General features: G+C 53.0%; 24 protein-coding genes. 19 read left to right on the top strand and 5 right to left on the bottom strand.

The genetic code is table 11. The annotated features are described in order from the left end of the window. The first annotated feature begins 33 nt into the window (after window positions 1-33). The 7 genes from yieE to cirA all read left to right on the top strand — a co-directional run bounded on the left by yieE (window position 34) and on the right by cirA (window position 7,810). Window positions 34-900, top strand: coding sequence for a DNA-binding transcriptional regulator YeiE (gene yieE / locus GA0061071_RS01390; protein ID WP_088238087.1), 867 nt, complete (start codon window positions 34-36; stop codon window positions 898-900). A 176-nt stretch (window positions 901-1,076) separates the two neighbouring features. Beyond that, window positions 1,077-1,862 carry a transporter substrate-binding domain-containing protein gene (locus GA0061071_RS01385; protein ID WP_061499851.1) on the top strand — a complete coding sequence of 262 codons (786 nt, stop codon included), beginning with the start codon at window positions 1,077-1,079 and terminating at the stop codon, window positions 1,860-1,862. Between the two features lie 4 nt (window positions 1,863-1,866). Beyond that, a complete protein-coding gene (locus GA0061071_RS01380) occupies window positions 1,867-2,532 on the top strand; it encodes an amino acid ABC transporter permease (protein WP_061493990.1) in 666 nt (221 codons plus the stop codon). After that, window positions 2,532-3,188 carry an amino acid ABC transporter permease gene (locus GA0061071_RS01375; protein ID WP_088238086.1) on the top strand — a complete coding sequence of 219 codons (657 nt, stop codon included), beginning with the start codon at window positions 2,532-2,534 and terminating at the stop codon, window positions 3,186-3,188. The genes GA0061071_RS01380 and GA0061071_RS01375 overlap by 1 nt, the downstream gene beginning before the upstream one ends. Further along, on the top strand, window positions 3,169-3,906 hold the full coding sequence (locus GA0061071_RS01370; RefSeq protein WP_061493992.1) for an amino acid ABC transporter ATP-binding protein: 738 nt from the start codon (window positions 3,169-3,171) through the stop codon (window positions 3,904-3,906). The genes GA0061071_RS01375 and GA0061071_RS01370 overlap by 20 nt, the downstream gene beginning before the upstream one ends. 181 nt (window positions 3,907-4,087) lie before the next feature. Further along, the gene (locus GA0061071_RS01360; RefSeq protein WP_061493993.1) at window positions 4,088-5,557 is read left to right on the top strand and encodes an amino acid permease; all 1,470 of its coding nucleotides are present in this window, start codon (window positions 4,088-4,090) and stop codon (window positions 5,555-5,557) included. Between the two features lie 270 nt (window positions 5,558-5,827). Beyond that, window positions 5,828-7,810, top strand: a complete 1,983-nt coding sequence (gene cirA, locus GA0061071_RS01355) for a catecholate siderophore receptor CirA (protein WP_088238085.1) — start codon at window positions 5,828-5,830, stop codon at window positions 7,808-7,810. Between the two features lie 38 nt (window positions 7,811-7,848). Here the strand turns inward: cirA and fghA are convergent, their stop codons facing one another. Next, complete coding sequence (gene fghA, locus GA0061071_RS01350; protein WP_088238084.1) at window positions 7,849-8,685, bottom strand: S-formylglutathione hydrolase; 837 nt, start codon at window positions 8,683-8,685, stop codon at window positions 7,849-7,851. Window positions 8,686-8,831: 146 nt separating this feature from the next. On the opposite strand from fghA, the gene GA0061071_RS01340 reads away from it, so the two are divergent. The 9 genes from GA0061071_RS01340 (at window position 8,832) to GA0061071_RS01295 (ending at window position 18,073) form a co-directional block, all read left to right on the top strand. Next, window positions 8,832-9,980: a YbfB/YjiJ family MFS transporter gene (locus tag GA0061071_RS01340; protein ID WP_088238083.1), complete on the top strand. Its 1,149-nt coding sequence runs from the start codon at window positions 8,832-8,834 to the stop codon at window positions 9,978-9,980. A gap of 104 nt (window positions 9,981-10,084) precedes the next feature. Continuing rightward, the gene (gene folE, locus GA0061071_RS01335; RefSeq protein ID WP_061493997.1) at window positions 10,085-10,753 is read left to right on the top strand and encodes a GTP cyclohydrolase I FolE; all 669 of its coding nucleotides are present in this window, start codon (window positions 10,085-10,087) and stop codon (window positions 10,751-10,753) included. Window positions 10,754-10,772: 19 nt separating this feature from the next. Next, window positions 10,773-11,933 (top strand): DUF418 domain-containing protein YeiB, encoded by a 1,161-nt coding sequence (yeiB, locus tag GA0061071_RS01330; protein WP_061493998.1) that lies wholly within the window; start codon window positions 10,773-10,775, stop codon window positions 11,931-11,933. Between the two features lie 155 nt (window positions 11,934-12,088). After that, window positions 12,089-13,114 (top strand): HTH-type transcriptional regulator GalS, encoded by a 1,026-nt coding sequence (gene galS, locus GA0061071_RS01320; protein ID WP_061493999.1) that lies wholly within the window; start codon window positions 12,089-12,091, stop codon window positions 13,112-13,114. Between the two features lie 293 nt (window positions 13,115-13,407). Next, window positions 13,408-14,406, top strand: coding sequence for a galactose/glucose ABC transporter substrate-binding protein MglB (mglB, locus tag GA0061071_RS01315; RefSeq protein ID WP_088238082.1), 999 nt, complete (start codon window positions 13,408-13,410; stop codon window positions 14,404-14,406). Window positions 14,407-14,492: 86 nt separating this feature from the next. Beyond that, the gene (gene mglA / locus GA0061071_RS01310) at window positions 14,493-16,013 is read left to right on the top strand and encodes a galactose/methyl galactoside ABC transporter ATP-binding protein MglA (RefSeq protein WP_061494001.1); all 1,521 of its coding nucleotides are present in this window, start codon (window positions 14,493-14,495) and stop codon (window positions 16,011-16,013) included. A 15-nt stretch (window positions 16,014-16,028) separates the two neighbouring features. After that, window positions 16,029-17,039, top strand: coding sequence for a galactose/methyl galactoside ABC transporter permease MglC (mglC, locus tag GA0061071_RS01305; RefSeq protein ID WP_088238081.1), 1,011 nt, complete (start codon window positions 16,029-16,031; stop codon window positions 17,037-17,039). A gap of 169 nt (window positions 17,040-17,208) precedes the next feature. After that, on the top strand, window positions 17,209-17,436 hold the full coding sequence (locus tag GA0061071_RS01300; protein ID WP_061494003.1) for a hypothetical protein: 228 nt from the start codon (window positions 17,209-17,211) through the stop codon (window positions 17,434-17,436). Between the two features lie 211 nt (window positions 17,437-17,647). Then, window positions 17,648-18,073 carry a hypothetical protein gene (locus GA0061071_RS01295; protein WP_088238080.1) on the top strand — a complete coding sequence of 142 codons (426 nt, stop codon included), beginning with the start codon at window positions 17,648-17,650 and terminating at the stop codon, window positions 18,071-18,073. A 7-nt stretch (window positions 18,074-18,080) separates the two neighbouring features. On the opposite strand, the gene sanA is transcribed toward GA0061071_RS01295, so the two are convergent. The 4 genes from sanA to GA0061071_RS01275 form a co-directional block, all read right to left on the bottom strand. Beyond that, window positions 18,081-18,800, bottom strand: coding sequence for an outer membrane permeability protein SanA (gene sanA, locus GA0061071_RS01290; protein WP_061494005.1), 720 nt, complete (start codon window positions 18,798-18,800; stop codon window positions 18,081-18,083). 125 nt (window positions 18,801-18,925) lie between these two features. After that, complete coding sequence (cdd, locus tag GA0061071_RS01285) at window positions 18,926-19,810, bottom strand: cytidine deaminase (protein WP_088238079.1); 885 nt, start codon at window positions 19,808-19,810, stop codon at window positions 18,926-18,928. Between the two features lie 129 nt (window positions 19,811-19,939). Beyond that, on the bottom strand, window positions 19,940-20,635 hold the full coding sequence (locus tag GA0061071_RS01280; protein WP_061494007.1) for a CidB/LrgB family autolysis modulator: 696 nt from the start codon (window positions 20,633-20,635) through the stop codon (window positions 19,940-19,942). Further along, a complete protein-coding gene (locus GA0061071_RS01275; protein ID WP_061494008.1) occupies window positions 20,632-21,030 on the bottom strand; it encodes a CidA/LrgA family protein in 399 nt (132 codons plus the stop codon). Before GA0061071_RS01275 ends, GA0061071_RS01280 begins: the two co-directional genes overlap by 4 nt. Window positions 21,031-21,259: 229 nt before the next feature. Between GA0061071_RS01275 and dusC the strand changes: the two genes are divergently transcribed. The 3 genes from dusC (at window position 21,260) to surE (ending at window position 24,687) form a co-directional block, all read left to right on the top strand. Next, window positions 21,260-22,216, top strand: a complete 957-nt coding sequence (gene dusC / locus GA0061071_RS01270) for a tRNA dihydrouridine(16) synthase DusC (protein ID WP_088238078.1) — start codon at window positions 21,260-21,262, stop codon at window positions 22,214-22,216. A 259-nt stretch (window positions 22,217-22,475) separates the two neighbouring features. Continuing rightward, window positions 22,476-23,798 carry an OprD family outer membrane porin gene (locus GA0061071_RS01265; RefSeq protein WP_088238077.1) on the top strand — a complete coding sequence of 441 codons (1,323 nt, stop codon included), beginning with the start codon at window positions 22,476-22,478 and terminating at the stop codon, window positions 23,796-23,798. A 16-nt stretch (window positions 23,799-23,814) separates the two neighbouring features. Then, window positions 23,815-24,687 (top strand): 5'/3'-nucleotidase SurE, encoded by an 873-nt coding sequence (surE, locus tag GA0061071_RS01260; RefSeq protein ID WP_088238076.1) that lies wholly within the window; start codon window positions 23,815-23,817, stop codon window positions 24,685-24,687. The last annotated feature ends 129 nt before the right edge of the window (window positions 24,688-24,816 follow it).

Below are 24,816 nucleotides of genomic sequence, written 5' to 3'. Positions count from 1 at the left end.
AATCAATCTTTATAAGTGGTAAGTGACCTCTCTATGCATATTACTTTGCGTCAGCTTGAAGTCTTTGCTGAAGTGCTGAAAAGCGGCTCCACCACCCAGGCTTCACAGCGGCTGGCGCTCTCTCAGTCGGCGGTAAGCGCAGCTCTCACCGACCTGGAAGGCCAACTGGGTGTGCAGTTATTCGATCGCGTCGGTAAACGGCTGGTGGTCAATGAGCATGGTCGGCTGCTCTATCCCAAAGCACTGGCGGCGCTGGAGCAGGCAACGGAAATAGAGCAACTCTTTCGTGAAGACAATGGTGCGCTGCGGGTGTTTGCCAGTAGCACCATAGGCAATTACATTCTGCCGGAAGTGATTGCCCGCTACCGCCGCGATTTTCCGGAGTTACCGCTGGAGCTGAGCGTGGGCAACAGTCAGGATGTGATCAATGCCGTGGCGGATTTTCGTGTGGACATTGGCCTGATTGAAGGGCCGTGCCACACTGCAGAAATCATTGCTGAGCCCTGGCTTGAGGATGAACTGGTGGTGTTCGCCGCCCCCTCTGCGCCGCTGTTGCAGAGGGAAGTCACGCTGGAGCGACTGGCCACAGCGCCGTGGATCCTGCGTGAACGCGGCTCCGGCACCCGCGAAATTGTCGACTATTTGCTGCTGTCGCATTTGCCGCAGTTTCATCTCGGCATGGAACTGGGCAATTCCGAAGCCATTAAGCACGCGGTTCGCCACGGTCTGGGTATCAGTTGTCTCTCCCGCCGGGTTATTGCTGAACAGCTTGAGAGTGGCACGCTGGTTGAAGTCCCGATCCCGCTACCTCGCCTGGTGCGCACCTTGTGGCGCATTCATCACCGGCAAAAACACCTTTCCAGTGCGCTGAACCGTTTTATTCGCTACTGCGCCCTCTGATTGCACCATCATCATGCGTCTGCACTTTTTTAGGGAGCGGACGCAGCAATGAAACTATCGATTCATCCTGGAATCCTACGGATTACGGGCACTGAGCGCGATATATCGCATTGGCACATTAGTTGCAAAAAGTGAATCAAAGAATCTTTTGTTTCATTGGCGATGAGGTGTTGATGATGAAGAAGTGGATGATGGCGGCAGCCGGTGCGGCATTAATGATGACATGCGCCGGGCAGGCACTGGCGGATCAGTTACAGGATATTCAGAAGCGCGGTGTGTTGCGCGTTGCCGTACCCCAGGATTTTCCTCCCTTTGGCTCGGTGGGTACGGATCTGAAACCACAGGGTTACGACATTGATATGGCGGAGTACCTGGCGAAAGGCATGAAAGTGAAGTTGCAACTGGTGCCGGTCACCAGCGCCAACCGTGTTCCTTACCTGCAAACGAACAAAGTTGATCTGGTTATCTCAAGCCTTGGGAAAAATGCCGAACGTGAAAAAGTGATCGACTTCAGCCGGGCGTACGCGCCGTTCTTCCTTGGGGTATTTGGTCCAAAGGAGGCAACACTACCTGATGCGAAAGCATTGAGCGGCAAATCCATCGGCGTTACCCGCGGCGCGGTTGAAGATATGGTGTTGACCGATATCGCGCCGAAAGACGCGGACGTGAAACGTTACGAAGACAATAACACCACGCTGTCGGCGTACATGTCCGGGCAGGTCCAGTATCTTGCCACCGGGAACGTGGTCGTTGCCGCTATTGCGCGTCAAAACCCGCAAAAAGCCCCGGTCAGCCAGTTTATGCTGAAAGACTCACCGTGCTATATCGGGCTGATGAAAAACGAACCGGCACTGAAAGCTGAAGTCGATAAGCTGGTGGATCAGGCGCTAAAAGATGGCTCACTGAACACCCTGTCGCAGAAATGGATGCAGGCACCGTTACCGGCCAACTTCGGCGCATAAACGCATGACGACTTCGCTTGATTTCGCTGCGCTCTGGCCCTTCTGGCCAGAGCTGCTGGCCGGATTGTGGACTACCCTGACGCTCACCGCACTGGCGACGGTCGGCGGTGTGTCGCTGGGGATTGTCGGTGCCGCCCTGCGCAGCGGAAAACCCGGTCTGCTAAGCGCATTATGGGGGGCATATGTGGAGTTGATCCGCAATACGCCGTTTGTGGTGCAACTGTTTTTTATTGTGTTTGGCTTGCCCAGTCTTGGAATGAAACTGACCGCCGGAGAAGCGGCACTGATCGCCATGCTGGTCAACCTCGGCGCGTATAGCACGGAGATTATTCGCGCCGGGATCCAGGTCACGCCGAAAGGGCAGTGGGAAGCGGCGCGTGTGTTGGGGCTGACCAAATCCCAGACCTTTTTGCGGGTGATCCTGCCGCCCTCCCTGAAGCGCATTTATCCTGCACTGGTCAGTCAGTGCATTATCGTGATGCTCGGTTCGTCGGTGGTCTCACAAGTCTCTTATGAAGAGCTGACCTTTATGGCCAACCTGATCCAGTCGCGCACGTTTTTAAGTTTTGAAGTCTATTTCGTCACCACATTGCTGTATCTGGCGCTTTCGCTGCTGATGCGCCAGGTGTTGCTGGCGATTGGCCGTAAATGGTTAGGGAGCGAGGGCTGATGAGTACCTTTACTGACTGGGATATTCTGCGCAATCTGCTGCTGGCGGCGCGCTGGACGGTGCTGCTGTCGCTGATTGCTTTTCTGTGCGGCACGCTGGTCACGCTGCCACTGCTGGTACTGCGCATTAGCCGCTGGCGCTGGCCAAAACACCTGATCAGCGGTTATGCCGCGCTGTTTCAGGGCACGCCGTTGCTGATGCAACTGTTCCTCGCTTTTTTCGGCCTGGCGCTGTTCGGTATCGATGTAAGCGCATGGACCGCCGCTACGCTGGCGCTCACGTTATTTACCAGCGCGTTTCTGCTTGATATCTGGTACGGCAGTATCAACGCCCTACCGAAAGGGCAGTGGGAAGCCTGTCGCTGCCTGGGATTAAGCTTCGGGCAGACGTTATTTCGCGTGGTCGCACCGCAGGCGATACGCATTGCTATTGCGCCCACGGTGGGCTTTTCTGTGCAGGTGATCAAGGGCACGGCGCTGGCATCGATCATCGGTTTTGTTGAGTTAACCAAAGCCGGGACGATGCTGAATAACGTGACCTTTGCCCCGTTTAAAGTCTTTGGCCTGGTCGCACTGGGCTACTTCCTGCTGTGTTATCCGCTGTCGCGTTACAGCCGTTATCTGGAGAAAAAATTCCATGCCGCTCATCACCATTAATGATGTTCAGAAATATTATGGCGACAACCACGTATTAAAAGGCGTAAGCCTGGATATCGAAATGGGCGAAGTGGTGTCGATTATTGGCCGTAGCGGCTCTGGCAAAAGTACATTATTACGCTGTATGAATGGGCTGGAAGGTTACCAGGATGGCAGCATTAAGCTCGGCGGTATGACTGTCACCGATAGGGAGTCTCAGGCGCGGGAAATCAGCCGTTCTGTGGGCATGGTTTTTCAAAACTTCAACTTGTTTCCGCATATGACCGCGCTGGAGAATGTGATGCTGGCACCCCGCCGGGTATTGAAATTGCCTGCCGATGCGTGCCGTAAGCTGGCCACTGAAATGCTGGAAAAAGTGGGGCTGGGCGAACGTATTGATTACTACCCGGCGAACCTCTCCGGTGGGCAACAGCAACGTGTGGCGATTGCCCGTGCATTGGCGATGAAACCGAAAGTCTTGCTGTGTGATGAAATTACCTCTGCGCTGGATCCGGAACTGGTCGGCGAGGTGCTGCGTGTGCTTGAGCAGCTTGCCGCTGAAGGGATGACGCTGATCCTCGTCACGCATGAAATGAATTTCGCCCGTGAAGTGGGCGACCGTGTGGTGTTTATGCATCAGGGTAAAGTCTGGGAGCAGGGGGAGAGTAAGTCCTTTTTCACGCAGCCACGCACGCCAGAACTGCAACAGTTTATCGCCTCGGTTCGTGGTCTGAATTGATCCACCGCTCCCGCAGCCCTGCGGGAGCTTATTTACATCCTCGCAACATTGCCCATTCACTGCTTTACTTATAATTCGCTGCCTATCATGAAGGTCTCTAATAACAGACGTTTTATGCCAGAAGGGCTGCGTTTCGTTTGCTACAATCGCGCCTCATTTTTTGGATGGATAGCTTTTTCTTATGGTTTCCGAAACAAAAACCACACAAGCGCCCACGCTGCGTCGTGAACTGAAGGCGCGTCACCTGACGATGATCGCGATTGGCGGTTCAATCGGTACCGGGTTGTTTGTCGCATCAGGAGCGACCATTTCTTCAGCGGGCCCGGGTGGCGCGCTGTTCTCTTATATTCTTATTGGTCTGATGGTCTACTTCCTGATGACCAGCCTTGGCGAACTTGCCGCGTTTATGCCGGTGTCCGGCTCATTCTCGACCTATGGTCAGAAGTATGTGGAAGAGGGCTTTGGCTTCGCACTGGGCTGGAACTACTGGTACAACTGGGCGGTAACCATCGCCGTTGACCTGGTTGCATCGCAATTGGTGATGACCTGGTGGTTCCCGGATACACCGGGCTGGATCTGGAGCGCGTTGTTCCTGGCCGTGATTTTCCTGCTGAACTACATCTCCGTAAAAGGGTTTGGCGAAGCGGAGTACTGGTTCTCGCTGATTAAAGTGGCGACGGTGATTATCTTTATCATTGTTGGTGTGATGATGATTGTCGGTATTTTCCAGGGGGAAAAACCGGCAGGCTGGAGTAACTGGGCCATCGGCGATGCGCCGTTTGCTGGCGGTTTATCGGCGATGATTGGCGTGGCGATGATTGTCGGCTTCTCCTTCCAGGGGACGGAACTGATTGGCATCGCGGCGGGTGAATCGGAAGATCCGGAAAAGAACATTCCGCGCGCGGTGCGGCAGGTGTTCTGGCGTATCCTGCTGTTTTATGTCTTTGCGATCCTGATTATCAGTCTGATTATTCCTTATACCGACCCGAGTCTGCTGCGCAATGATGTGAAAGATATCAGCGTAAGCCCGTTCACCCTGGTGTTCGAGCATGCGGGCCTGCTCTCAGCGGCGGCGGTGATGAATGCGGTGATCCTGACGGCGGTGCTATCGGCGGGCAACTCCGGCATGTATGCTTCCACGCGTATGCTTTACACCCTGGCCTGTGACGGCAAAGCGCCGCGCATCTTCGCCAAATTATCGAAAGGCGGTGTGCCGCGTAATGCGCTGTATGCCACCACGGTGATTGCTGCGTTGTGCTTCCTGACCTCCATGTTTGGAAATCAGACGGTGTACCTGTGGTTGCTCAATACCTCCGGGATGACCGGCTTTATCGCCTGGCTGGGGATAGCCATCAGCCACTACCGTTTCCGCCGTGGTTACGTTGCGCAGGGCCATTCACTGGATAATCTGCCATACCGCTCTGGTTTCTTTCCTATCGGGCCGATCTTCGCCTTCGTGTTGTGTCTGATCATCACCCTGGGGCAGAATTATCAGGCGTTTCTTGCTGATACCATTGACTGGGGAGCGGTCACTGCGACCTATATCGGCATTCCGCTGTTCCTGGTTATCTGGTTCGGTTACAAATTCTCTAAAGGCACCCGTTTCGTGCGTTACAGCGAAATGGAGTTCCCGGAACGCTTTACCAAGTAAATTCACTCTTTAGCCCTCTGTTCGGAGGGCTTTTTTTTGCCTGCCTGACTCGCCTGAGTTGTAACAATTTACATAACTTTGAACTTCTGAAATTGATAATAATTATCGTTTACATTAGTGTAACCCACTGAATAACAAGGTATCAGTCTGTTTTTGCAGCGCCAGAATACCCCCTGACACACCGCCGCCCCATCAATGTAATGGGGCGTGGTTTATTGCATGTGAGCAGTATTTTCGCAATTTTTTGTAGTTACCTCATGGAGTTACGGAATGTTTACCTTGAATCCCATCGTCCGGGGAGGCCTCTGTGCGTCCGCACTCTCCCTGGCACTGCCAGCGATGGCGGCCGTAGAGAGTGGTGAAACGCTGGTGGTGACCGCGTCAGCCAGCGAACAGAACCTGAAAGATGCCCCCGCCAGTATCAGCGTTATTACGCAACAAGACCTCCAGCGTAAGCCGGTGCAAAACCTGAAAGATGTACTGAAAGAGGTGCCCGGCGTACAGCTCACTAACGAAGGGGATAACCGTAAAGGCGTCAGTTTGCGCGGTCTCGACAGCAGCTACACCTTGATCCTGATTGATGGCAAACGTGTCAACTCCCGCAATGCGGTATTCCGCCACAACGATTTCGACCTCAACTGGATCCCGGTGGAAGCCATCGAGCGTATTGAAGTGGTACGCGGGCCGATGTCTTCTCTGTATGGTTCTGATGCTCTTGGCGGCGTGGTGAATATCATCACTAAAAAAATCGGCCAGAGCTGGACCGGCAGTGTGACCGCTGACAGCACCGTCCAGGAGCACCGGAATCGTGGCGATAGCTGGAATGGTCAGTTCTACACCAGCGGCCCGCTGATTGAGGGTGTCCTGGGCGTGAAAGCATACGGTAGCGTGGCGAAGCGCGAGAAAGATCAGCAGCAACCTTCGCAGACCGATGCCAGTGGCCTTACGCCGCGGATGGAGGGATTTACCAGCCGTGACAGCAACGTTGAGTTCGCCTGGACGCCGACGGCGGATCACGATTTTACCGCCGGTTATGGCTATGATCGCCAGGACCGGAATTCCGACTCGCTGAATAAAAATCGCATCGACAGGCAGAACTACTCATTGGCGCATAACGGCCGCTGGGGCGTCGGCAACAGTGAGCTGAAATTCTACGGTGAGACGATCGACAATAAAAACCCCGGTAACAGCGGCCAGATTCGTTCACAAAACACCACCCTCGATGGCAAGTATGTGCTGCCGCTTGGTGCCATCAATCAGCTGGTCACTGTCGGCGGCGAATGGCGACACGACAAATTACAGGATCCAGTCAACCTGACGGGGGGAAGCAGTAGCAAAACCTCAGCCAACCAGTACGCGCTGTTTGTGGAAGATGAGTGGCGTATTGTCGAACCGCTGGCGCTCACCACCGGCGTGCGCATGGACGATCATGACACCTATGGCGATCACTGGAGCCCGCGCGCCTACCTGGTGTACAACGCCACCGATACTGTCACGGTCAAAGGCGGCTGGGCGACGGCGTTTAAAGCGCCATCACTGTTGCAGCTCAGCCCGGACTGGGCGACCAACTCTTGTCGCGGCAGTTGTCGCGTGGTGGGTAGCCCGGAACTGAAACCGGAAACCAGCGAAAGTTTTGAACTGGGACTTTACTACAGCGGCGAAGAGGGATGGCTGGAAGACGTTCAGGGCAGCGTGACCGCCTTCCAGAATAACATTGAGGATATGATCAATATCAGTCGCACCGCCAGCCTGACTGAAGCGCCGGGTTACGCCAACTTCGTTGGCTTTGAGCGTAATGCTAACGGCAAACGGGTGCCGGTGTTCCGTTACTACAACATCAATAAAGCGCGGATCCAGGGGCTGGAAACCGAACTGAAAGTGCCGTTGAGCGATGCATGGAAAGTGACGCTGAACTACACCTATAACGATGGTCGCGATCTCAGCGGCGGCGGCAACAAGCCATTGCAGGATCTGCCGTACCACACCGCCAATGGTACGCTGGACTGGCAAGCGACGCAGGACTGGTCGTTCTATCTCTCCGCAAACTATAGCGGTGAAAAACGTACCGTATCGCAGGGCATGACGCCTGGCGGTTATGTTATCTGGAACGCGGGCGGTGCCTGGCAGGCGAGCAAGAACGTGAAACTGCGCGCCGGTGTGCTGAACCTGGGGGATAAAGACCTGAATCGCGACGACTACAGCTTCAACGAAGAAGGTCGCCGCTACTTTATGGCCGTGGATTACCGCTTCTGACGGGCAAACCCGGCGGTGGGAAGCCGCCGGGGCTGAGATCACTTCAGCAGATACTGCGCATGGAAGCGCAGATGATCTTCAATAAACGACGCAATAAAGTAATAGCTATGATCGTAGCCGGACTGAATACGTAACGTCAGCGGCCAGGATTTTTGCCGTGCCGCTTCTGCCAGCCGCGCCGGTTGCAGTTGATCGGCGAGGAATTGATCGTTATCGCCCTGATCAATCAGCGTTGGGATAGCATCCGCTTCGCCACTTTCCAGCATCAGGACGCAACTGTCCCAGGCTCGCCACTGTTCTCTATCTTCCCCAAGATAAGCCGTAAATGCTTTTTGCCCCCAGGGAACCTGCAACGGGTTAACGATAGGCGCAAAAGCAGAGACACTGGTGTAACGACCCGGGTTTTTCAACGCCATGATCAGCGCGCCGTGGCCGCCCATAGAGTGACCGCTGATCGCACAACGTGAACTGACCTTAAATTCCGCAGCGATCAGCGCCGGCAGCTCATCTCGCAGATAGTCATACATCCGGTAATGGGCAGCCCAGGGCTGCTGCGTGGCGTTGAGGTAGAACCCGGCGCCTTTGCCTAAATCGTAGCTGTCGGCATCGGCCACCGCGTCGCCGCGCGGACTGGTATCCGGCATCACCAGCACAATGCCCAGCTCGGCCGCTACGCGTTGTGCCCCTGCTTTGGTGGTGAAATTCTCATCATTGCAGGTCAGGCCGGAGAGCCAATACAGGACGGGTGGCGCCGTTGCTGTACGCTGTGGCGGTAAAAAAATGCTAAAGGTCATCGTACAGTTGAGTACGGCGGAGTCGTGGCGCCAGCGCTGTTGCCAGCCTTCAAAACAGCGGTGCTCTTCGAGCAATTCCATGCAGGGCTCCTCAGTCATTTCGGGGGGAGATGGGTGACATTCTTAATAATACAGATTATTCATTGCCCTGTGAGTAACTTTCACTTCCGCATAAATGCCACATATTGCATCATAAACATAACTTTACTTTAACAAATGGGGTGCTCATGGCACGCAAAGTTGCGCTTTGCGGGTTTATTGTGCTGGTGGTGGCAATGGGAATCGGGCGTTTTGCCTTTACGCCGCAGGTACCGTTAATGATCCGCGATGGTCAGCTCACATTGACCAGTGCCGGACTGGTCGCTGCTATCAACTATCTCGGTTATCTGTTGGGTGCATGGGATGCGATGCGTGCCAGGCAGCATATTGAGTTGCGCCTGTATGCTGGCATTGGCGGTGCGGTGGCGCTGACATTCTTGTCATCTATTGCCGATAACGCACTGCTGCACGGCGCATTACGGCTGGTGATCGGCGCAATGAGCGGCTGGGCGATGGTGCTGATCGCCGCCTGGAGCAACGAACGTCTGGCACATGCCGGGCGGCCGGGCTTGAGTGCCGCTGTGTTTGCCGGGCCGGGCGCGGGTATCGCTTTGAGCGGTCTGTTGGCGGTGGCGATCCAGGCCAAAGGACTGACCGCGGCATCCGCATGGCAGGTCTATGGCGTACTCGCGCTGTTACTGGTGGCATTTATCGCGCGTTATCTGCCGCGACCGGGGGAGTGGCATCGGCCTGGCGTAAAAGCGCAACCGTTGCACCTGACGTCGGATCTTATACGGCTGGTATGGAGCTATAGCCTCGCCGGATTTGGTTATATCCTGCCCGCGACATTTCTTTCGCAAATGGCGGCGCTGCGTTTCCCTGGCAGTTTATTCGCCCAGTTTGTCTGGCCGGTATTTGGCGCGGCGTCGGTGGTGGGGATTGTGTTAAGCATCTTGCTGCGCCATGTGGGCCACAGCTATCAACGTCTGGCGATAGTGCTGTGGTTACAGGGCGTGGGTGTGCTGGCGGCATGGCTGCTACCAGGGATGAGCGGTCTGGTCACTGGCGCGCTGCTGGTGGGCGGTGGTTTTCTCTGTGCAGTACAGTTGTCGCTGTTGTACGGTCGGGAGCTTGCCCCCGATCACACCCGTTACATGGCCGGGTTGCTGACCACCGGCTATGCGCTGGGACAACTGGTGGGGCCGATGACGTCGGCGCTCTCGACCTGGCTGACGCAACGTCTTGAACCGGCACTTGGGGTGGCGGCATTCGCCTTGCTGATAGGGGGGATTCTGGTGTGGAAACCGACACCCAGAAAGCCGGCGGAATTTCAATAATTATCGGCGTCAGGACTGGATTATGTGCGCGACCTCACGCACAATGATTGTTCACTTCGCCTGCGCTAAAGGCGAAGCACGCCACACCTGCAGGAGAATAAAAAATGTCATCACTCAGTAAAGAAGCGGCTCTCGTCCATGAGGCTTTAGTCGCCCGCGGCCTGGAAACACCGCTGCGTCCGCCGGTCCGTGAAACGGACAACGAAACCCGCAAGCGCCTGATTGCCGGGCACATGACCGAGATTATGCAACTGCTTAACCTCGATCTGAATGATGACAGCCTGATGGAAACGCCGCATCGCATTGCCAAAATGTATGTTGATGAGATCTTCTCCGGCCTCGATTATGCCAACTTCCCGAAGATCACCGTGATTGAAAACAAAATGAAAGTGGATGAGATGGTCACGGTACGCGATATTACGCTGACCAGCACCTGTGAGCACCACTTCGTCACCATCGACGGGAAAGCGACCGTTGCATATATCCCGAAGGAGTCGGTGATTGGTCTATCAAAAATTAACCGCATTGTGCAGTTCTTCGCTCAGCGTCCTCAGGTGCAGGAACGCTTAACGCAACAGATCCTCACGGCACTGCAAACGCTGCTGGGCACCAATAATGTGGCGGTATCCATTGATGCAGTGCATTATTGTGTGAAAGCGCGCGGCATTCGTGATGCCACCAGCGCCACCACCACTACCTCTCTGGGCGGTTTGTTCAAATCGAGCCAGAATACCCGCCAGGAGTTCCTGCGCGCTGTACGCCACCATAACTGATTATCGGGGAGCCGGAGACATGGAACGCAATGTCACGCTGGATTTTGTTCGTGGCATCGCCATTCTTGGGATCCTGCTTCTGAATATCACCGCCTTCGGGTTACCAAAGGCGGCCTATACCAACCCTGCCTGGTATGGCGAGATCACGCAACGTGACGCCTGGACCTGGGCCTTTCTCGATCTCTTTGCACAAGTAAAATTCCTGTCGCTGTTTGCCCTCTTATTTGGCGCGGGTTTGCAAATGTTGTTGCCGCGCGGTAAACGCTGGATCCAGTCACGACTGACTTTGCTGGTATTGCTGGGCTTTATTCACGGCCTCTTTTTCTGGGATGGCGATATTCTTCTGGCTTACGGGCTGGTGGGGTTGATAGCCTGGCGCATGGTGCGTGATGCGCAAAGCGTGAAGACGATGTTCAATACCGGCGTTGTGCTCTATCTGATGGGCATTGTGGTGCTGCTGTTGCTGGGGGGGATTTCCGGCAGTCAGCCAAACCGTTCCTGGTTACCGGATGCGGCGAACCTGCAATATGAAGCCTGGTGGAAAACCAGCGGTAGCATGATAGAAGCGATCAGCAACCGGGCGGATATGTTATCGAATGCGTTGCTGGCACTCGGCGCGCAGTATGGCTGGCAACTGGCGGGATTGATGCTGCTGGGAGCAGCGCTGATGCGCAGCGGTTGGTTGAAAGGGCAATTCAGCCTGCGGCATTACCGGCGCGTTGGCGCGCTGCTGATTACGCTGGGTATGCTGATCAACCTGCCTGCGATTGTCGCGCAGTGGCAGCTTGGCTGGTCGTATCGCTGGTGTGCCTTTTTTTTGCAGGCACCGCGCGAACTGAGCGCACCGTTTCAGGCTATAGGCTATGCCGCTCTGGCGTATGGCTTCTGGCCGCAGATTGGCGCCAGCAAATGGGCCAATGCGATCGCCTGCGTTGGCCGCATGGCGTTAAGCAACTACCTCTTGCAAACGTTGATCTGTATTACCTTGTTTAATCACTTCGGTTTATTTATGAAGTTCGACCGTCTCCAGTTGCTGGCCTTTGTTCCGCCGGTATGGGCTGCCAATATCCTGTTTTCTCTCTTGTGGCTTAAGCGTTTTCGTCAGGGCCCGATGGAGTGGTTGTGGCGGCAATGTACCGCACGTGCTGCGGGAACAGCATTGGCGCGAACATCCAGATAACGATCTGGATCACAATCGTTAACAAAACGGATGTAACCGTTTCCATTCATGTGATGTCACTCACGCAGCAATCTCCCGCCGACTGACAGAATAGCCTCCTTACTAAACCCAGGGGGTGACTGTGAACTGCCGCAATCCAGCAAAGGTGAGTAAAAATGATCACCATTCGTGACGTTGCCCGTCAGGCGGGCGTCTCTGTCGCGACGGTCTCCCGCGTGCTGAATAACAGTGCGCTGGTAAGTCAGGATACGCGTGAAACGGTGATGAAGGCGGTCGCTCAGCTTGGCTATCGCCCGAATGCCAACGCTCAGGCGCTGGCCACGCAGGTCAGCGATACCATTGGTGTGGTGGTGATGGATGTGTCCGATGCCTTCTTCGGCGCACTGGTGAAGGCGGTGGATACCGTTGCCCAGCAACATCAAAAGTATGTGCTGATTGGTAACAGTTATCACGAGGCGGAAAAAGAACGCCACTCCATTGAGGTTCTGATCCGCCAGCGTTGTAATGCATTGATTGTTCACTCGAAAGCGTTAAGTGACGAAGAGCTGACTGGCTTTATGGAGCAGGTGCCGGGCATGGTGTTGATTAACCGTTTGGTGCCGGGTTACGCCCATCGCTGCGTCTGTCTGGATAACATCAGCGGCGCGATGATGGCAACGCGTATGTTGCTTAACCACGGTCATCAGCGCATCGGCTATCTGGCGTCCAGCCACCATATTGAAGATAACGATTTGCGCCGCGAAGGCTGGTTCCGCGCCCTGGAAGAGCAGGGAATAGCTGCACCGGATAGCTGGGTTGGCACTGGCTCACCGGACATGCAGGGCGGGGAAGCGGCCATGGTTGAGCTGCTGGGGCGCAATTTGCAGCTCACGGCAGTGTTTGCCTACAACGACAGCATGGCCGCTGGTGCGTTGACTGCACTAAAAGATAACGGCATTGCTGTGCCACAGCATTTGTCGTTGATTGGTTTCGATGATATCCCGATTGCGCGCTACACCGATCCGCAGCTTACCACCGTACGCTATCCGGTGGCGTCGATGGCGCGTCTGGCGACCGAGCTGGCGCTGCTGGGTGCCGCAGGAAAGCTGGATCCGCAGGAATCTCATTGTTTTATGCCCACGCTGGTGCGCCGCCATTCGGTGACTGGTCGACAAACTGTGGCTTCGATCACTAACTTATAATGTTCGGTGATGTAACCGTTTTCAATCTGTGAGTAAATTCACAGTATCTTAACAAGGCGCTGACTATGATGTCAGCGTCTTAGAAGCTGAAACACGATGTAACGGTGATTATTCACTTTAGCAGTGCATAGCCGTCATGACACATCGAAGAAAGCGAATTTGTGGAGCGTTACCGTACACGGACGAATGGATTTTTTAGAGTGAACTTCGGTCGAAAGTAACGTTTCAATAACATACTTCCCACCGAGCATTTTTCACAAGAACTACCCTGCATATAAAAAACCGGAGATACCATGAATAAGAAGGTGTTGACTCTGTCTGCTGTAATGGCAAGCATGCTTTTCGGCGCAGCCGCACACGCAGCGGATACCCGCATTGGTGTGACCATCTATAAGTATGACGACAACTTTATGTCCGTTGTGCGTAAGGCGATTGAGAAAGATGCCAAAGAAGCGCCAAATGTTCAGCTGCTGATGAACGACTCCCAGAATGACCAATCCAAACAGAATGATCAGATTGACGTTCTGCTGGCGAAAGGCGTGAAAGCGCTGGCCATCAACCTGGTTGACCCGGCTGCTGCAGGCACCGTTATTGAGAAAGCCCGCGGCCAGAACGTGCCGGTGGTATTCTTCAACAAAGAACCTTCCCGTAAAGCGCTGGATAGCTATGACAAAGCGTACTACGTCGGTACCGACTCTAAAGAATCCGGTGTTATCCAGGGCGACCTGATCGCCAAACACTGGGCGGCAAATCCGGGCTGGGACCTGAACAAAGACGGTCAGATCCAGTTCGTACTGCTGAAAGGCGAACCGGGCCATCCGGATGCTGAAGCACGTACCACTTACGTTATCAAAGAGCTGAACGAGAAAGGCATCAAAACGCAGCAACTGGCGTTGGATACCGCAATGTGGGATACCGCACAGGCGAAAGACAAAATGGACGCCTGGCTCTCCGGCCCGAACGCAAACAAAATTGAAGTGGTCATTGCCAACAACGATGCCATGGCGATGGGTGCTGTTGAAGCGCTGAAAGCGCACAACAAGAGCTCAATTCCGGTATTTGGCGTGGATGCGCTGCCTGAAGCCCTGGCACTGGTTAAATCCGGCGCAATGGCGGGTACCGTACTGAACGATGCCAATAACCAGGCGAAAGCCAGCTTCGACCTGGCGAAAAACCTCGCCGAAGGTAAAGGCGCCGCAGATGGCACCAACTGGAAGATCGACAACAAAGTTGTTCGTATTCCTTACGTGGGTGTAGATAAAGACAACCTTGATCAGATTACTGGTAAATAATATTTAGCTAGTCTTTTTTCACAGGGCGTATTAATCAATACGCCCTTTTATAACAACATGATATGCCAGGCCAACAAGGTACAATTATGGTCAGCAATAATACTCAGTCGTCAGGTGAATTCTTGTTGGAAATGAGCAATATCAACAAGTCTTTTCCAGGCGTAAAGGCACTCGATAATGTCAATTTAAAAGTTCGTCCTCATTCTATTCATGCATTAATGGGTGAGAACGGCGCGGGTAAATCAACGTTATTAAAATGTCTTTTTGGGATCTATCAAAAAGATTCCGGCAGCATCCTTTTTCAGGGGAAAGAGATCGATTTCCATTCGGCTAAAGAAGCACTGGAAAATGGTATCTCAATGGTTCACCAGGAACTTAACCTGGTGCTGCAACGTTCCGTGATGGATAACATGTGGTTGGGGCGTTATCCCACTAAAGGCGTGTTTGTCGATCAGGATAAAATGTACCGCGATACGAAAGCTATCTTTGATGAGCTTGATATCGATATCGACCCGCGGGCACGCGTTGGCACATTATCTGTTTCGCAAATGCAGATGATTGAAATTGCGAAAGCGTTCTCCTATGACGCCAAAATCGTTATTATGGATGAACCAACGTCGTCCTTGACGGAAAAAGAAGTCAATCATCTGTTTAAAATTATCCGTAAGCTGAAAGATCGCGGCTGCGGTATTGTTTATATCTCTCATAAAATGGAAGAGATCTTCCAGCTGTGCGATGAAATAACCATCCTGCGCGACGGCCAGTGGATTGCCACTCAGCCGCTGGAAGGGCTGGATATGGATAAGATCATCGCCATGATGGTGGGACGTTCGCTGAACCAGCGCTTCCCGGACAAGCATAACGAGCCAGGCGAAACGATCCTTGAAGTGCGTAACCTGACCTCGTTGCGTCAGCCGTCTATTCGCGATGTCTCCTTTGATCTGCGCAAAGGCGAAATTCTCGGTATCGCCGGTCTGGTTGGCGCAAAACGTACTGATATCGTCGAGACGCTGTTTGGTATCCGTGAGAAATCCGCCGGTACCATTAAACTGCATGGCAAGCTAATTAATAATCATAATGCGAATGAAGCGATTAATAATGGCTTTGCTCTGGTAACCGAAGAGCGTCGTTCTACCGGTATTTATGCTTATCTCGATATCGGTTTTAACTCGCTGATTTCCAATATTCAGAATTACAAGAACAAAGTCGGTTTGCTGGATAATAGCCGCATGAAGAGTGATACCCAATGGGTTATCGATTCAATGCGCGTGAAAACGCCAGGACACCGTACGCAAATTGGTTCACTGTCTGGTGGTAACCAGCAAAAAGTCATTATCGGTCGCTGGTTATTAACTCAGCCAGAAATCTTAATGCTTGATGAACCAACGCGTGGTATTGACGTTGGTGCGAAATTTGAAATTTATCAGTTGATTGCCGAACTGGCGAAAAAGAATAAGGGGATCATTATTATTTCCTCTGAAATGCCTGAGCTGTTAGGCATCACTGACCGTATTCTGGTAATGAGCAATGGCCTCGTTTCCGGAATTGTTGACACTAAAACCACAACGCAAAACGAAATTCTCCGTCTTGCGTCTTTGCACCTTTAAGATCAGGGGCTCCTCATGAGTGCGTTAAATAAAAAAACTTTTCTCACTTATCTGAAAGACGGCGGCATTTATGTTGTTCTTTTAGTGTTACTGGCCATTATTATTTTCCAGGATCCCACATTCTTAAGTCTGCTGAACTTAAGTAACATTCTGACCCAATCTTCTGTGCGTATTATTATCGCGCTGGGCGTGGCGGGGCTGATTGTTACACAGGGCACTGACCTTTCCGCCGGGCGCCAGGTGGGCCTGGCAGCGGTGGTTGCCGCAACGCTGCTGCAATCCATGGAAAACGCCAATAAAGTCTTCCCGGACATGGCCACCATGCCGATTCCGGTGGTGATTCTGATTGTTTGCGCCATTGGCGCGATTATCGGGCTGGTGAACGGTATCGTTATTGCTTACCTGAACGTAACACCGTTTATCACCACGCTGGGTACGATGATCATCGTTTACGGTATCAACTCCCTGTACTACGACTTTGTAGGTGCATCGCCGATTTCTGGCTTCGACAGTGGTTTCTCCTCCTTTACACAGGGTTTCATTGCGCTGGGTGGTTTCCGACTGTCGTATATCACCTTCTATGCGTTAATTGCCGTCGTCTTTGTCTGGATCCTGTGGAATAAAACCCGCTTTGGCAAAAACATTTTCGCTATCGGTGGTAACCCGGAAGCAGCGAAAGTGTCCGGCGTGAACGTGGCGCTGAACCTGCTGATGATTTATGCGCTGTCCGGGGTGTTCTATGCCTTTGGCGGTATGCTGGAAGCGGGCCGTATCGGTTCTGCGACCAACAACCTCGGCTTTATGTATGAGCTGGATGCTATCGCAGCCTGTGTGGTGGGCGGCGTTTCCTTCAGCGGCGGTGTGGGTACCGTACTGGGCGTGGTGACCGGTGTTATTATCTTCACCGTTATCAACTACGGTCTGACCTATATTGGTATTAACCCGTACTGGCAGTACATCATCAAAGGCGGCATCATCATCTTTGCGGTGGCGCTGGACTCACTGAAATACGCGCGTAAGAAATAAGCGTGTCATATTCAACAAGCCCGCTGTTTCAGCGGGCTTTTTTTATGCCTGTCATTTATACGGTATGAACGGGGAGGAGGCGAAAAAAAACTTTGTCCAAACAAATTTGTTAAATTTTCCGCTTCGATGCTACGCTCAAATAAGGCACAGCATTAATGAGGTAATTCTGATGGACAAAGAATTCGCGTTTCCTGCATTTCCCGTGATCGGCTGGCAGGTTGGGCCGGTGGAAGATTTAAATGGTGTGGTAGTCAAATTTGGCTACAGTACGTCGCCTTATGGACCTGGCGCGACAACTTTTGATTCGCAATTTTTTAGCCTGACACCGGAAATGGTCAAGAGCCTGATCTATGACCTGGAGCGCAGTTTGCACCGCTGTGAAGACAAAGTCGCCTGACACCCTTTAAGAGACTTCGCGCAGCCGCTTTTAAACGCTTTTGTGCTCTGCGCGATAGTTTTTTATACGCTTGCAAATTTCGTCCCGGAGCGTGCGCAATTAGCCGGCAGATTTAACAATTAAGTCAATTCTGAATGCCTTCCGCTCCGTCGGTACTTACGCTTGAAAGGTAAATCTCTGAAATTAGTATCTGCAGCTCAGAGGGGCGCCTATGAATGTTGTGTATTTTAAAGTTGATCACCTTCCGCACGAAAAAACCAACCATGTGAATTTCTGCCTTAAGGGCATTGAATTACTGCGCGATGGCGAAGTGGTTGCCACTCCCGGCGATATCAAGGTCACCTCCCTGCCGTTTTACTGTTTTTGCACGGTGCCTACCGGTTTTCGCAAAATCGAATTCAAAATGAAGAACGCAGCGCCAGCCCGTATTCATTGCTCGGCGGGGTATTTAAAAACCGGCGAGTACCTTGTCGATACGCCGGAGGGGGAGACGATATTCTCCTTTAATGCGCTGAGCGGTTTATGGACGCTTGACAGGAACGAGGAGGAGGTTATCGATCACCGTGCGTTTAGGGCGCGGGATTTTACCCTTATCAGACCCGTGAAGAGCGCCAACCGCAATGTGTCGGCGTACTGACGCCGGATCAGTTTTTCCCTTTCTTTTGCATCTCAAACAGTTGCCCGGCGGTGACGGCCGGGTAACCTTGCGCATTATCAGGCACTTCCTGCAAGGATGGAATGGGGACCAGCGGGCCTAAAAATCGTGGCTCGCGCTTGAACATATAGAGATCCGCGATGGTGCCGAGCCGCGCACCGAATTCCCGCACCCGAACGCTCCACATATCTTTTGGCGATGGCACGGCGTAACACTGCGCCTGGATCCCCATATGCTGGGCGATAAACAGCGCACGCTCACAGTGGAAACGCTGGGTGATAATGATGAAATCGTTGGTATCAAAGACCTTACGCGTACGGACAATCGAATCGAGGGTGCGAAAACCAGCATAGTCGAGCACGATGTCGGAGGGATCGACACCCGCGGCAATCAAATCTTTACGCATGGTCATCGGCTCATTATAGCTTTGCATCGCGTTATCGCCGCTGAGCAACAGGTAGTTGACCTTACCGCTGTTATAGGCGTTCAGCGCGCCCTGAATACGGTAACGGTAATATTGATTGATAACACCCGTGCGGTAGTATTTCGCGGTGCCAAGCACAACGCCCACCTGCCGCCAGGGCAGATCCTGCAAATCGTCATAGATATAGGGCGAGGTTTTCCAGCTCATCCAGCGATCAAGACCCAGCGCCGTTAACAGCAGTAAGCCGATCAGGACTAACAGGCTGTATAGCAAACGCTTTAACATGCAGGAGACTCGGTACAGGTTTGAAATTTAACTCAGGCTACTTTACCCGTCCGGCAAGCGCAAGAAACAGAGGTTCAATTGCGGGCTTTTTCATCACTGCGGGCGTGAACCCGCAGTGACAGACATTATGCAAGCAGTACGCGGTCGGTGTGCTGGCAGCCCAATGCACGCAGCGTGGCGACGGTTGCATCCCACTGTGTGAGTGGCGCATCAGCGCGTTCAGCGAGCAGCGCGCGTTGAATATCTGCGTAATCAAAACCACTCAGATTGAGCAAGTTTAGTGCGCCCTGCAACGGTGGCAGTGTCGGGTTGAAAGCGGCATTTTCCGCATAACTGCCGCAGAAAATACGCCCATCACGACATTCGAGCGCAACCCCGGAAGGAGAATGCGTGTAAGGGGAGTGGCTGCGGTTCGCTGCGCTGATCGCTGCTTGTGCTAACGGTTCTCCGCTCACAGCAAAACCATGGTTCTGCTCGTCCATCAATAACGTTTTGATCTCCAAGTCTTTTGGGCCAAAAGCGTCCGGCAGGTAATCGCCCAGCGTATGGGGGGCGCGTCCCGGCAGGTTAATGCGCAGGGTCAGCCCGCTGTTCAGTTCATTCATAAACTGGCGGCAATGCCCGCAAGGAGTGTAGTTCACGGTGACGGAAGAGAGGGCTTTTTCGCCGCGAAGCCAGGCATGGCTGATGGCGCTCTGCTCGGCGTGTACGGTTTGTTGCATCGTTGCACCGCGGAACTCCATATTGGCGCCAAAGTACCAGATGCCACTGACGCCACGGGCAATAGCGCCAACATTGAAATGCGACAAATCGGTGCGGGCGCAGGCCGCTGCAAGCGGTAACAGCGCAAAGGCCAGTGTATCTTCATCCATGCCGGTGGCGCTACGCAAAGTCGCCACCTGCGCCGCGCTCAGCATAGCGGGGAAGTGCTCATCCGCCAGCAGAGGCGCCAGCGCGGTTTGCAAATCTCCCGCAAGCCCGGAAAACGCAGTGTGAAAACGTGAATGCATGGCGTTACCTCATAATCGTGTATTGGAACCGTAGTTTACGGGGCAACAGGGTGATTATGTGTGATTTTTATCACATTGCATGTGCAACTTATGAAACTGAAATTAAAATTGCGCGACCAATCGCAAAGTTTATCGCAATACAGCCATGATCAATGGAAACAGAAACGGAGCCACCAGCGAAGTAATAATCCCACAGATCACTAATGCCAGTGAACTGAATGCCCCTTCCTGATAATCCACTTCGGCGCAGCGGGCGGTGCCCAGCGCATGCGAAGCCGTACCCATCGCCAGCCCGCGGGCGGATTTGGTATGTATGCGCATAAGATTGAGAAAAGTATGACCGAAGACCGCTCCCAGCACGCCAACGAAAATCACGCAGACGGCGCTGATGGCGGGAATGCCACCGATGCTGCCCCCCACGGCCATCGCAATCGGTGTCGTGACGGATTTTGGCAACACCGATGCGGCGATTTCCGGCGTTGCCCCCATCAGCAGGGCGATGGCGGTACCGGAAATCATTGCCACCAGGCTACCGCAAAAGCAGATGGTGATAATCGATTTCCAGCGCGCACGGATCTGGTGCAACTGCTCATAAAGCGGGAAGGCCAGTGCGACCACCGCAGGTTGCAGCAGATCGTTGAGGATTTTGCTGCCCTGAAAGTAGTGATCGTAAGGGATACCGGTTAGCAGCAGGATGGGAATGATCACCACCATGGCGACAAGCAGCGGGTTCAGCAGCGGCATTTTGAAACGCGCGGCAAGTTTTCGGGCGGCAAAAAAGACCGCCAGCGTCAGTGGCAACGACCACCAAATATACGTCATCATTCTTTATCACCTTCTTGCCCGGCGATTTTACGTTCACCATGCGCCAGATGAGTGCTCCAGCTCACCACCAGAAATACAATCACCGTACTGACTGCGCAGGAAACAATAATGGGACCAAATTGCGCGCGTAGCAGGTCGTAATACTGCATCACGCCAACCCCGATAGGCACAAACAGCAGCGCCATATAACGGATCAAGAGATAGCAGCCCGGATTGACCCACTTCGCGGGCAGGATTTGTAGCGCCAGCAGTACGAACATGATCAACATACCGATAATGCTGCCGGGAATCGTGATGGGCAGAAGTGACGCGATATAGATCCCTGCGTACAGGCAGGCGTAGATAAGTACAAAAGCACGCAGATATTGCCAGATAATATTCAATGATTTACTCATGGTGAAAGCCCTTGCTGAAACGCATTCATCATACAATTAAAGCTAAAAACGTGCTACTGATCACATCATGAATTGTGAGCATACCAAACATTCCATTCTGGAACGTTATGCATTCCCACAAGATTTTCCCCGCGGGCTACCGGCAAGTGTAGTTTTTCCGCCCGATAAAGGCACTTTCCACGCCGTGACAGAGGCGCTACTATGGCGCCTCATTTTTTTGGGGTGATTTATGCGTGTATTACTGGCGCCAATGGAAGGTGTGCTCGATTCGCTGGTGCGCGAGCTGCTTACCGGGGTTAACGATTACGATCATTGCATCACCGAGTTTTTGCGGGTGGTGGATCAACTGCTGCCGGTAAAATCATTTTATAAAATCTGCCCTGAACTGCACCGACAAAGCCGCACGCCTTCCGGTACGTTGGTGCGTGTACAGCTACTGGGGCAATACCCGCAGTGGCTGGCGGAGAACGCCGCTCGGGCGGTTGAACTCGGGTCATGGGGCGTGGATCTGAACTGCGGCTGTCCGTCGAAGCTGGTTAATGGCAGCGGTGGTGGCGCGACGCTGTTGAAAGATCCCGAGCTGATCTATCGCGGCGCGAAAGCAATGCGCGAGGCCGTTCCTGCTCATCTGCCGGTCACGGTAAAAGTGCGTCTGGGGTGGGACAGCCCCGCGCGCCAGTTTGAGATTTCCGATGCGGTGCAACAGGCCGGTGCGACAGAACTGGTGGTGCATGGCCGCACCAAAGAAGATGGTTATAAAGCAGAGCGCATTAACTGGCAGGCAATCAGTGACATCCGCCAGCGATTGTCTATTCCCGTGGTGGCCAATGGTGAAATCTGGGACTGGCAAAGCGCGCAGGATTGCATGGCAGTCACCGGGTGCGATGCGGTGATGATTGGGCGCGGTGCACTGAATGTACCGAACCTCAGCCGGGTGATTAAGTACAACGAACCTCGCATGCCATGGCCGCAGGTCGTTGCTTTATTGGCGAAATATGTCCAGCTGGAAAAACAGGGCGATACGGGCTTATATCATGTCGCACGTATTAAACAGTGGCTGGGTTATTTGCGTAAAGAATATATAGAAGCAGGACATCTATTTTCTATTATTCGAACCTGTAAAACATCTGCTGAAATTGCAGAAGAAATTTCTCGCGAGCTAAATCACGTTTCTGCCGATTTGTAAAATAAGCCTCTGGTAGATTGGTGTGCGGCGTGTTATTTATATCCGCGCAGCACATCAGGATTGTTACTGTTATACAGGCAAAACCTAAACCATCATAATTCATAGTCTGGCGAATTATGGGTTTGGGTTTTTGTCTTTTTAATGGCCTGATTAATAGAAACGTTTATGTGAACTGTTTAAATAAATACTGATCAGTCACGGGTGTCGAAAGTAATTCGACGGCGTACCTGTGGTCTGAATATAAAATGGAATGAACAGTATGACGCTATTTAAATTAACATTACCTCTGGTTTTTATTTCCGGCTGGAGTTGCGCAGCAATTTCCGCTAATGCCTTTCCTGTCGCCACCCAGGGATTTCTTGAAGATAGTCAGTTTACGGTGACGTTGAAAAATGTCTGGATGTTAAGCACCAACGACCAGCAAGAGCAGGCCGGTATCGGCGAACAAAATGCCTGGGCGCAAGGTGCGTTGCTGGATTACCAAAGCGGCTGGTATCAGGAAACTGTCGGCGTTGATGCATCCTGGTACAGCGTGGCGAAGCTGTACGCTAACGATGACTTCGCCGGCAGAGACCTGCTGCGCGATAAAAACGGCCATGCGGAAGGGTTCAACAAGATAGGCCAACTCTATGCAAAGGTGAAATGGGAAGAGGGCGATGCCTACGCCAGGCTGTTCGCCGGTTGGCAACAGTTGTATAAGTTCGGCGTGCTCAACGTCACTCGTAGTCGCGCAGCCCCGAGTACCTGGCAGGGTATCCGCGCGGAAACAGGCTGGGGGACGCTGTCGGCTCGCGGTGCCTGGGTCACGCGTTTTTCCGAACGCGATGAACCGGAAAAGCGAGGCTTTTATACGCTGAAGAGTAATAAACCTATCGATTATATCGTCACCGGAGAAATGAGCTGGAGCCCAACGAAATATTCCCGGGTGACCTGGGTTGCCGGTGAAAGCCATCATTATCTGTTGCGTCAGGGGCTGGAGACGCAATTTACCGTGCCGCTCGGTAAAAAGGAAAATATCTTATTACGCAGTGCCTGGTATTACAATCGCGGGCTGGATGAATGGGAGGGCGCTCGCGGTTTTACACATGACGCTCAACATTTTTTCGCGCTACTGGGTTATCAATATCAGCAGATTGAATCCGGAATAGCCTGGTCAAAAACAAACGCCCATCTTGAAAATGGTCTGGGGAATTTTTACTGGCATATGGGGAAAAATACTCGCGGGGCATTTAATAGTCCGGCAGATGGGGAAGGGAATGATTATGTCAACGATGGCGAACAGATGTTGTATTTATACGGGAAATATCGTCTGTCGCCAGAATTTACCTTTGGGGTCTATGGCAATTATGGCTATGGAGCACGATATCAAGCAACGTCATTAACGCAGTGGGAATACGGCGGATATGTTTCATGGACGCCAAAAAGTATCGAGGGTTTCTCATTGTTTGCCGGATTTGGCCCGAGTTATAGCTGGAAGTTGGTGAATGGCAAACCATGGCTGACGGACGACAAGCGGACATTTCACCGTTCGAAAGGGATCGGTGGCGGCGTGACAATGGAATACAAATTTGGTCTGCATTAATAAAAGGAAAATTAAAATGAATAAACCAGTGCTGGCATTACTACTCACTTCGCTCACTGCGGCGCATACGCAGGCTGCCGAACAGGCGATGCGCATTCTGTTGGTTAACGACGACGGATGCGAATCGCCAGGCACCACTTCTTTGCAGGAGAAGCTCGCCGCCAAAGGGTACGACGTATGGATGGTGGCGCCCACTACTAATCAGAGCGGAATTGGTTCGGCAATTACCTTTAAGCCCAACAAAATTTTTGACGTGAAGAAGGTGGCGGAAAAACGCTATTGCTTCCCTGGCACACCCGCAGATTCACTGGATTTCGGCCTGCTTGGCGTACTCCGGGATATACCGCCAGACCTGGTAATTTCCGGCGTTAACGACGGTCCGAACACCGGGGTGGCGCAACTCAATTCCGGTACCGTCGGCGCAGCGGCCCGTGCGGTACGTTATGGCTTTCCGGCCATTGCCGCCAGCATCGGCTATCTGTTCACAGCTGAAGAGATGAAAGCAGGCTGGCCCAGCACACATCAATATTGGCCAGAATCTGTTGACTATCTGGTTTCACTCGTGGACAGGCTGCACAGCAAGTGGCAACCGGGGCAGCCTGTACTGCCTGTAGGGTCAGGACTCAGTATTAACTACCCGCCACTGGTGAAAAGCGCCATCAAGGGAGAGAAGTACATTGGCAACGAACGTTTCCCTGCGCCACAGCACTATTACAAGTTACTCGATGATGGCCGCGCACAGCAGGTTATGAGCGAGAAAGTGCTGATGCCGACAGAAGCAGACACCGATACCGGCTGGTTGAATAAGGGTTATATCACCTGGACACTATTGGATGGTGAGTGGGATGCACCTCAGTATGAATCACAATACAAAGCGCTTTTTCGTTAAGCGCCTGGCTGAGACGACGATCACAGTTTGTTTTCTGTCTCGTTGTTCGCCGTGGGGAAGCTGGTAGAGTGCTCAGGTGGATTGTTACTGCGAAAGCAGGCTAAACCTGATTATCTGGCTTCTGTCGGA

The sequence above is a fragment of the Kosakonia oryzendophytica genome (genome assembly GCF_900094925.1).
GTDB classification, from domain to species: domain Bacteria; phylum Pseudomonadota; class Gammaproteobacteria; order Enterobacterales; family Enterobacteriaceae; genus Kosakonia; species Kosakonia oryzendophytica.
Note: the sequence above shows the minus strand (reverse complement) of the source record. Positions and strands in the feature narration are given on the sequence as shown.

Excerpts from the sequence above, each read along its gene's own strand:
- yieE (WP_088238087.1), top strand. The coding sequence starts at position 34 with ATGCATATTACTTTGCGTCAGCTTGAAGTCTTTGCTGAAGTGCTGAAA.
- GA0061071_RS01385 (WP_061499851.1), top strand. The coding sequence starts at position 1,077 with ATGAAGAAGTGGATGATGGCGGCAGCCGGTGCGGCATTAATGATGACA.
- GA0061071_RS01380 (WP_061493990.1), top strand. The coding sequence starts at position 1,867 with ATGACGACTTCGCTTGATTTCGCTGCGCTCTGGCCCTTCTGGCCAGAG.
- GA0061071_RS01375 (WP_088238086.1), top strand. The coding sequence starts at position 2,532 with ATGAGTACCTTTACTGACTGGGATATTCTGCGCAATCTGCTGCTGGCG.
- GA0061071_RS01370 (WP_061493992.1), top strand. The coding sequence starts at position 3,169 with ATGCCGCTCATCACCATTAATGATGTTCAGAAATATTATGGCGACAAC.
- GA0061071_RS01360 (WP_061493993.1), top strand. The coding sequence starts at position 4,088 with ATGGTTTCCGAAACAAAAACCACACAAGCGCCCACGCTGCGTCGTGAA.
- cirA (WP_088238085.1), top strand. The coding sequence starts at position 5,828 with ATGTTTACCTTGAATCCCATCGTCCGGGGAGGCCTCTGTGCGTCCGCA.
- fghA (WP_088238084.1), bottom strand. The coding sequence starts at position 8,685 with ATGGAATTGCTCGAAGAGCACCGCTGTTTTGAAGGCTGGCAACAGCGC.
- GA0061071_RS01340 (WP_088238083.1), top strand. The coding sequence starts at position 8,832 with ATGGCACGCAAAGTTGCGCTTTGCGGGTTTATTGTGCTGGTGGTGGCA.
- folE (WP_061493997.1), top strand. The coding sequence starts at position 10,085 with ATGTCATCACTCAGTAAAGAAGCGGCTCTCGTCCATGAGGCTTTAGTC.
- yeiB (WP_061493998.1), top strand. The coding sequence starts at position 10,773 with ATGGAACGCAATGTCACGCTGGATTTTGTTCGTGGCATCGCCATTCTT.
- galS (WP_061493999.1), top strand. The coding sequence starts at position 12,089 with ATGATCACCATTCGTGACGTTGCCCGTCAGGCGGGCGTCTCTGTCGCG.
- mglB (WP_088238082.1), top strand. The coding sequence starts at position 13,408 with ATGAATAAGAAGGTGTTGACTCTGTCTGCTGTAATGGCAAGCATGCTT.
- mglA (WP_061494001.1), top strand. The coding sequence starts at position 14,493 with ATGGTCAGCAATAATACTCAGTCGTCAGGTGAATTCTTGTTGGAAATG.
- mglC (WP_088238081.1), top strand. The coding sequence starts at position 16,029 with ATGAGTGCGTTAAATAAAAAAACTTTTCTCACTTATCTGAAAGACGGC.
- GA0061071_RS01300 (WP_061494003.1), top strand. The coding sequence starts at position 17,209 with ATGGACAAAGAATTCGCGTTTCCTGCATTTCCCGTGATCGGCTGGCAG.
- GA0061071_RS01295 (WP_088238080.1), top strand. The coding sequence starts at position 17,648 with ATGAATGTTGTGTATTTTAAAGTTGATCACCTTCCGCACGAAAAAACC.
- sanA (WP_061494005.1), bottom strand. The coding sequence starts at position 18,800 with ATGTTAAAGCGTTTGCTATACAGCCTGTTAGTCCTGATCGGCTTACTG.
- cdd (WP_088238079.1), bottom strand. The coding sequence starts at position 19,810 with ATGCATTCACGTTTTCACACTGCGTTTTCCGGGCTTGCGGGAGATTTG.
- GA0061071_RS01280 (WP_061494007.1), bottom strand. The coding sequence starts at position 20,635 with ATGATGACGTATATTTGGTGGTCGTTGCCACTGACGCTGGCGGTCTTT.
- GA0061071_RS01275 (WP_061494008.1), bottom strand. The coding sequence starts at position 21,030 with ATGAGTAAATCATTGAATATTATCTGGCAATATCTGCGTGCTTTTGTA.
- dusC (WP_088238078.1), top strand. The coding sequence starts at position 21,260 with ATGCGTGTATTACTGGCGCCAATGGAAGGTGTGCTCGATTCGCTGGTG.
- GA0061071_RS01265 (WP_088238077.1), top strand. The coding sequence starts at position 22,476 with ATGACGCTATTTAAATTAACATTACCTCTGGTTTTTATTTCCGGCTGG.
- surE (WP_088238076.1), top strand. The coding sequence starts at position 23,815 with ATGAATAAACCAGTGCTGGCATTACTACTCACTTCGCTCACTGCGGCG.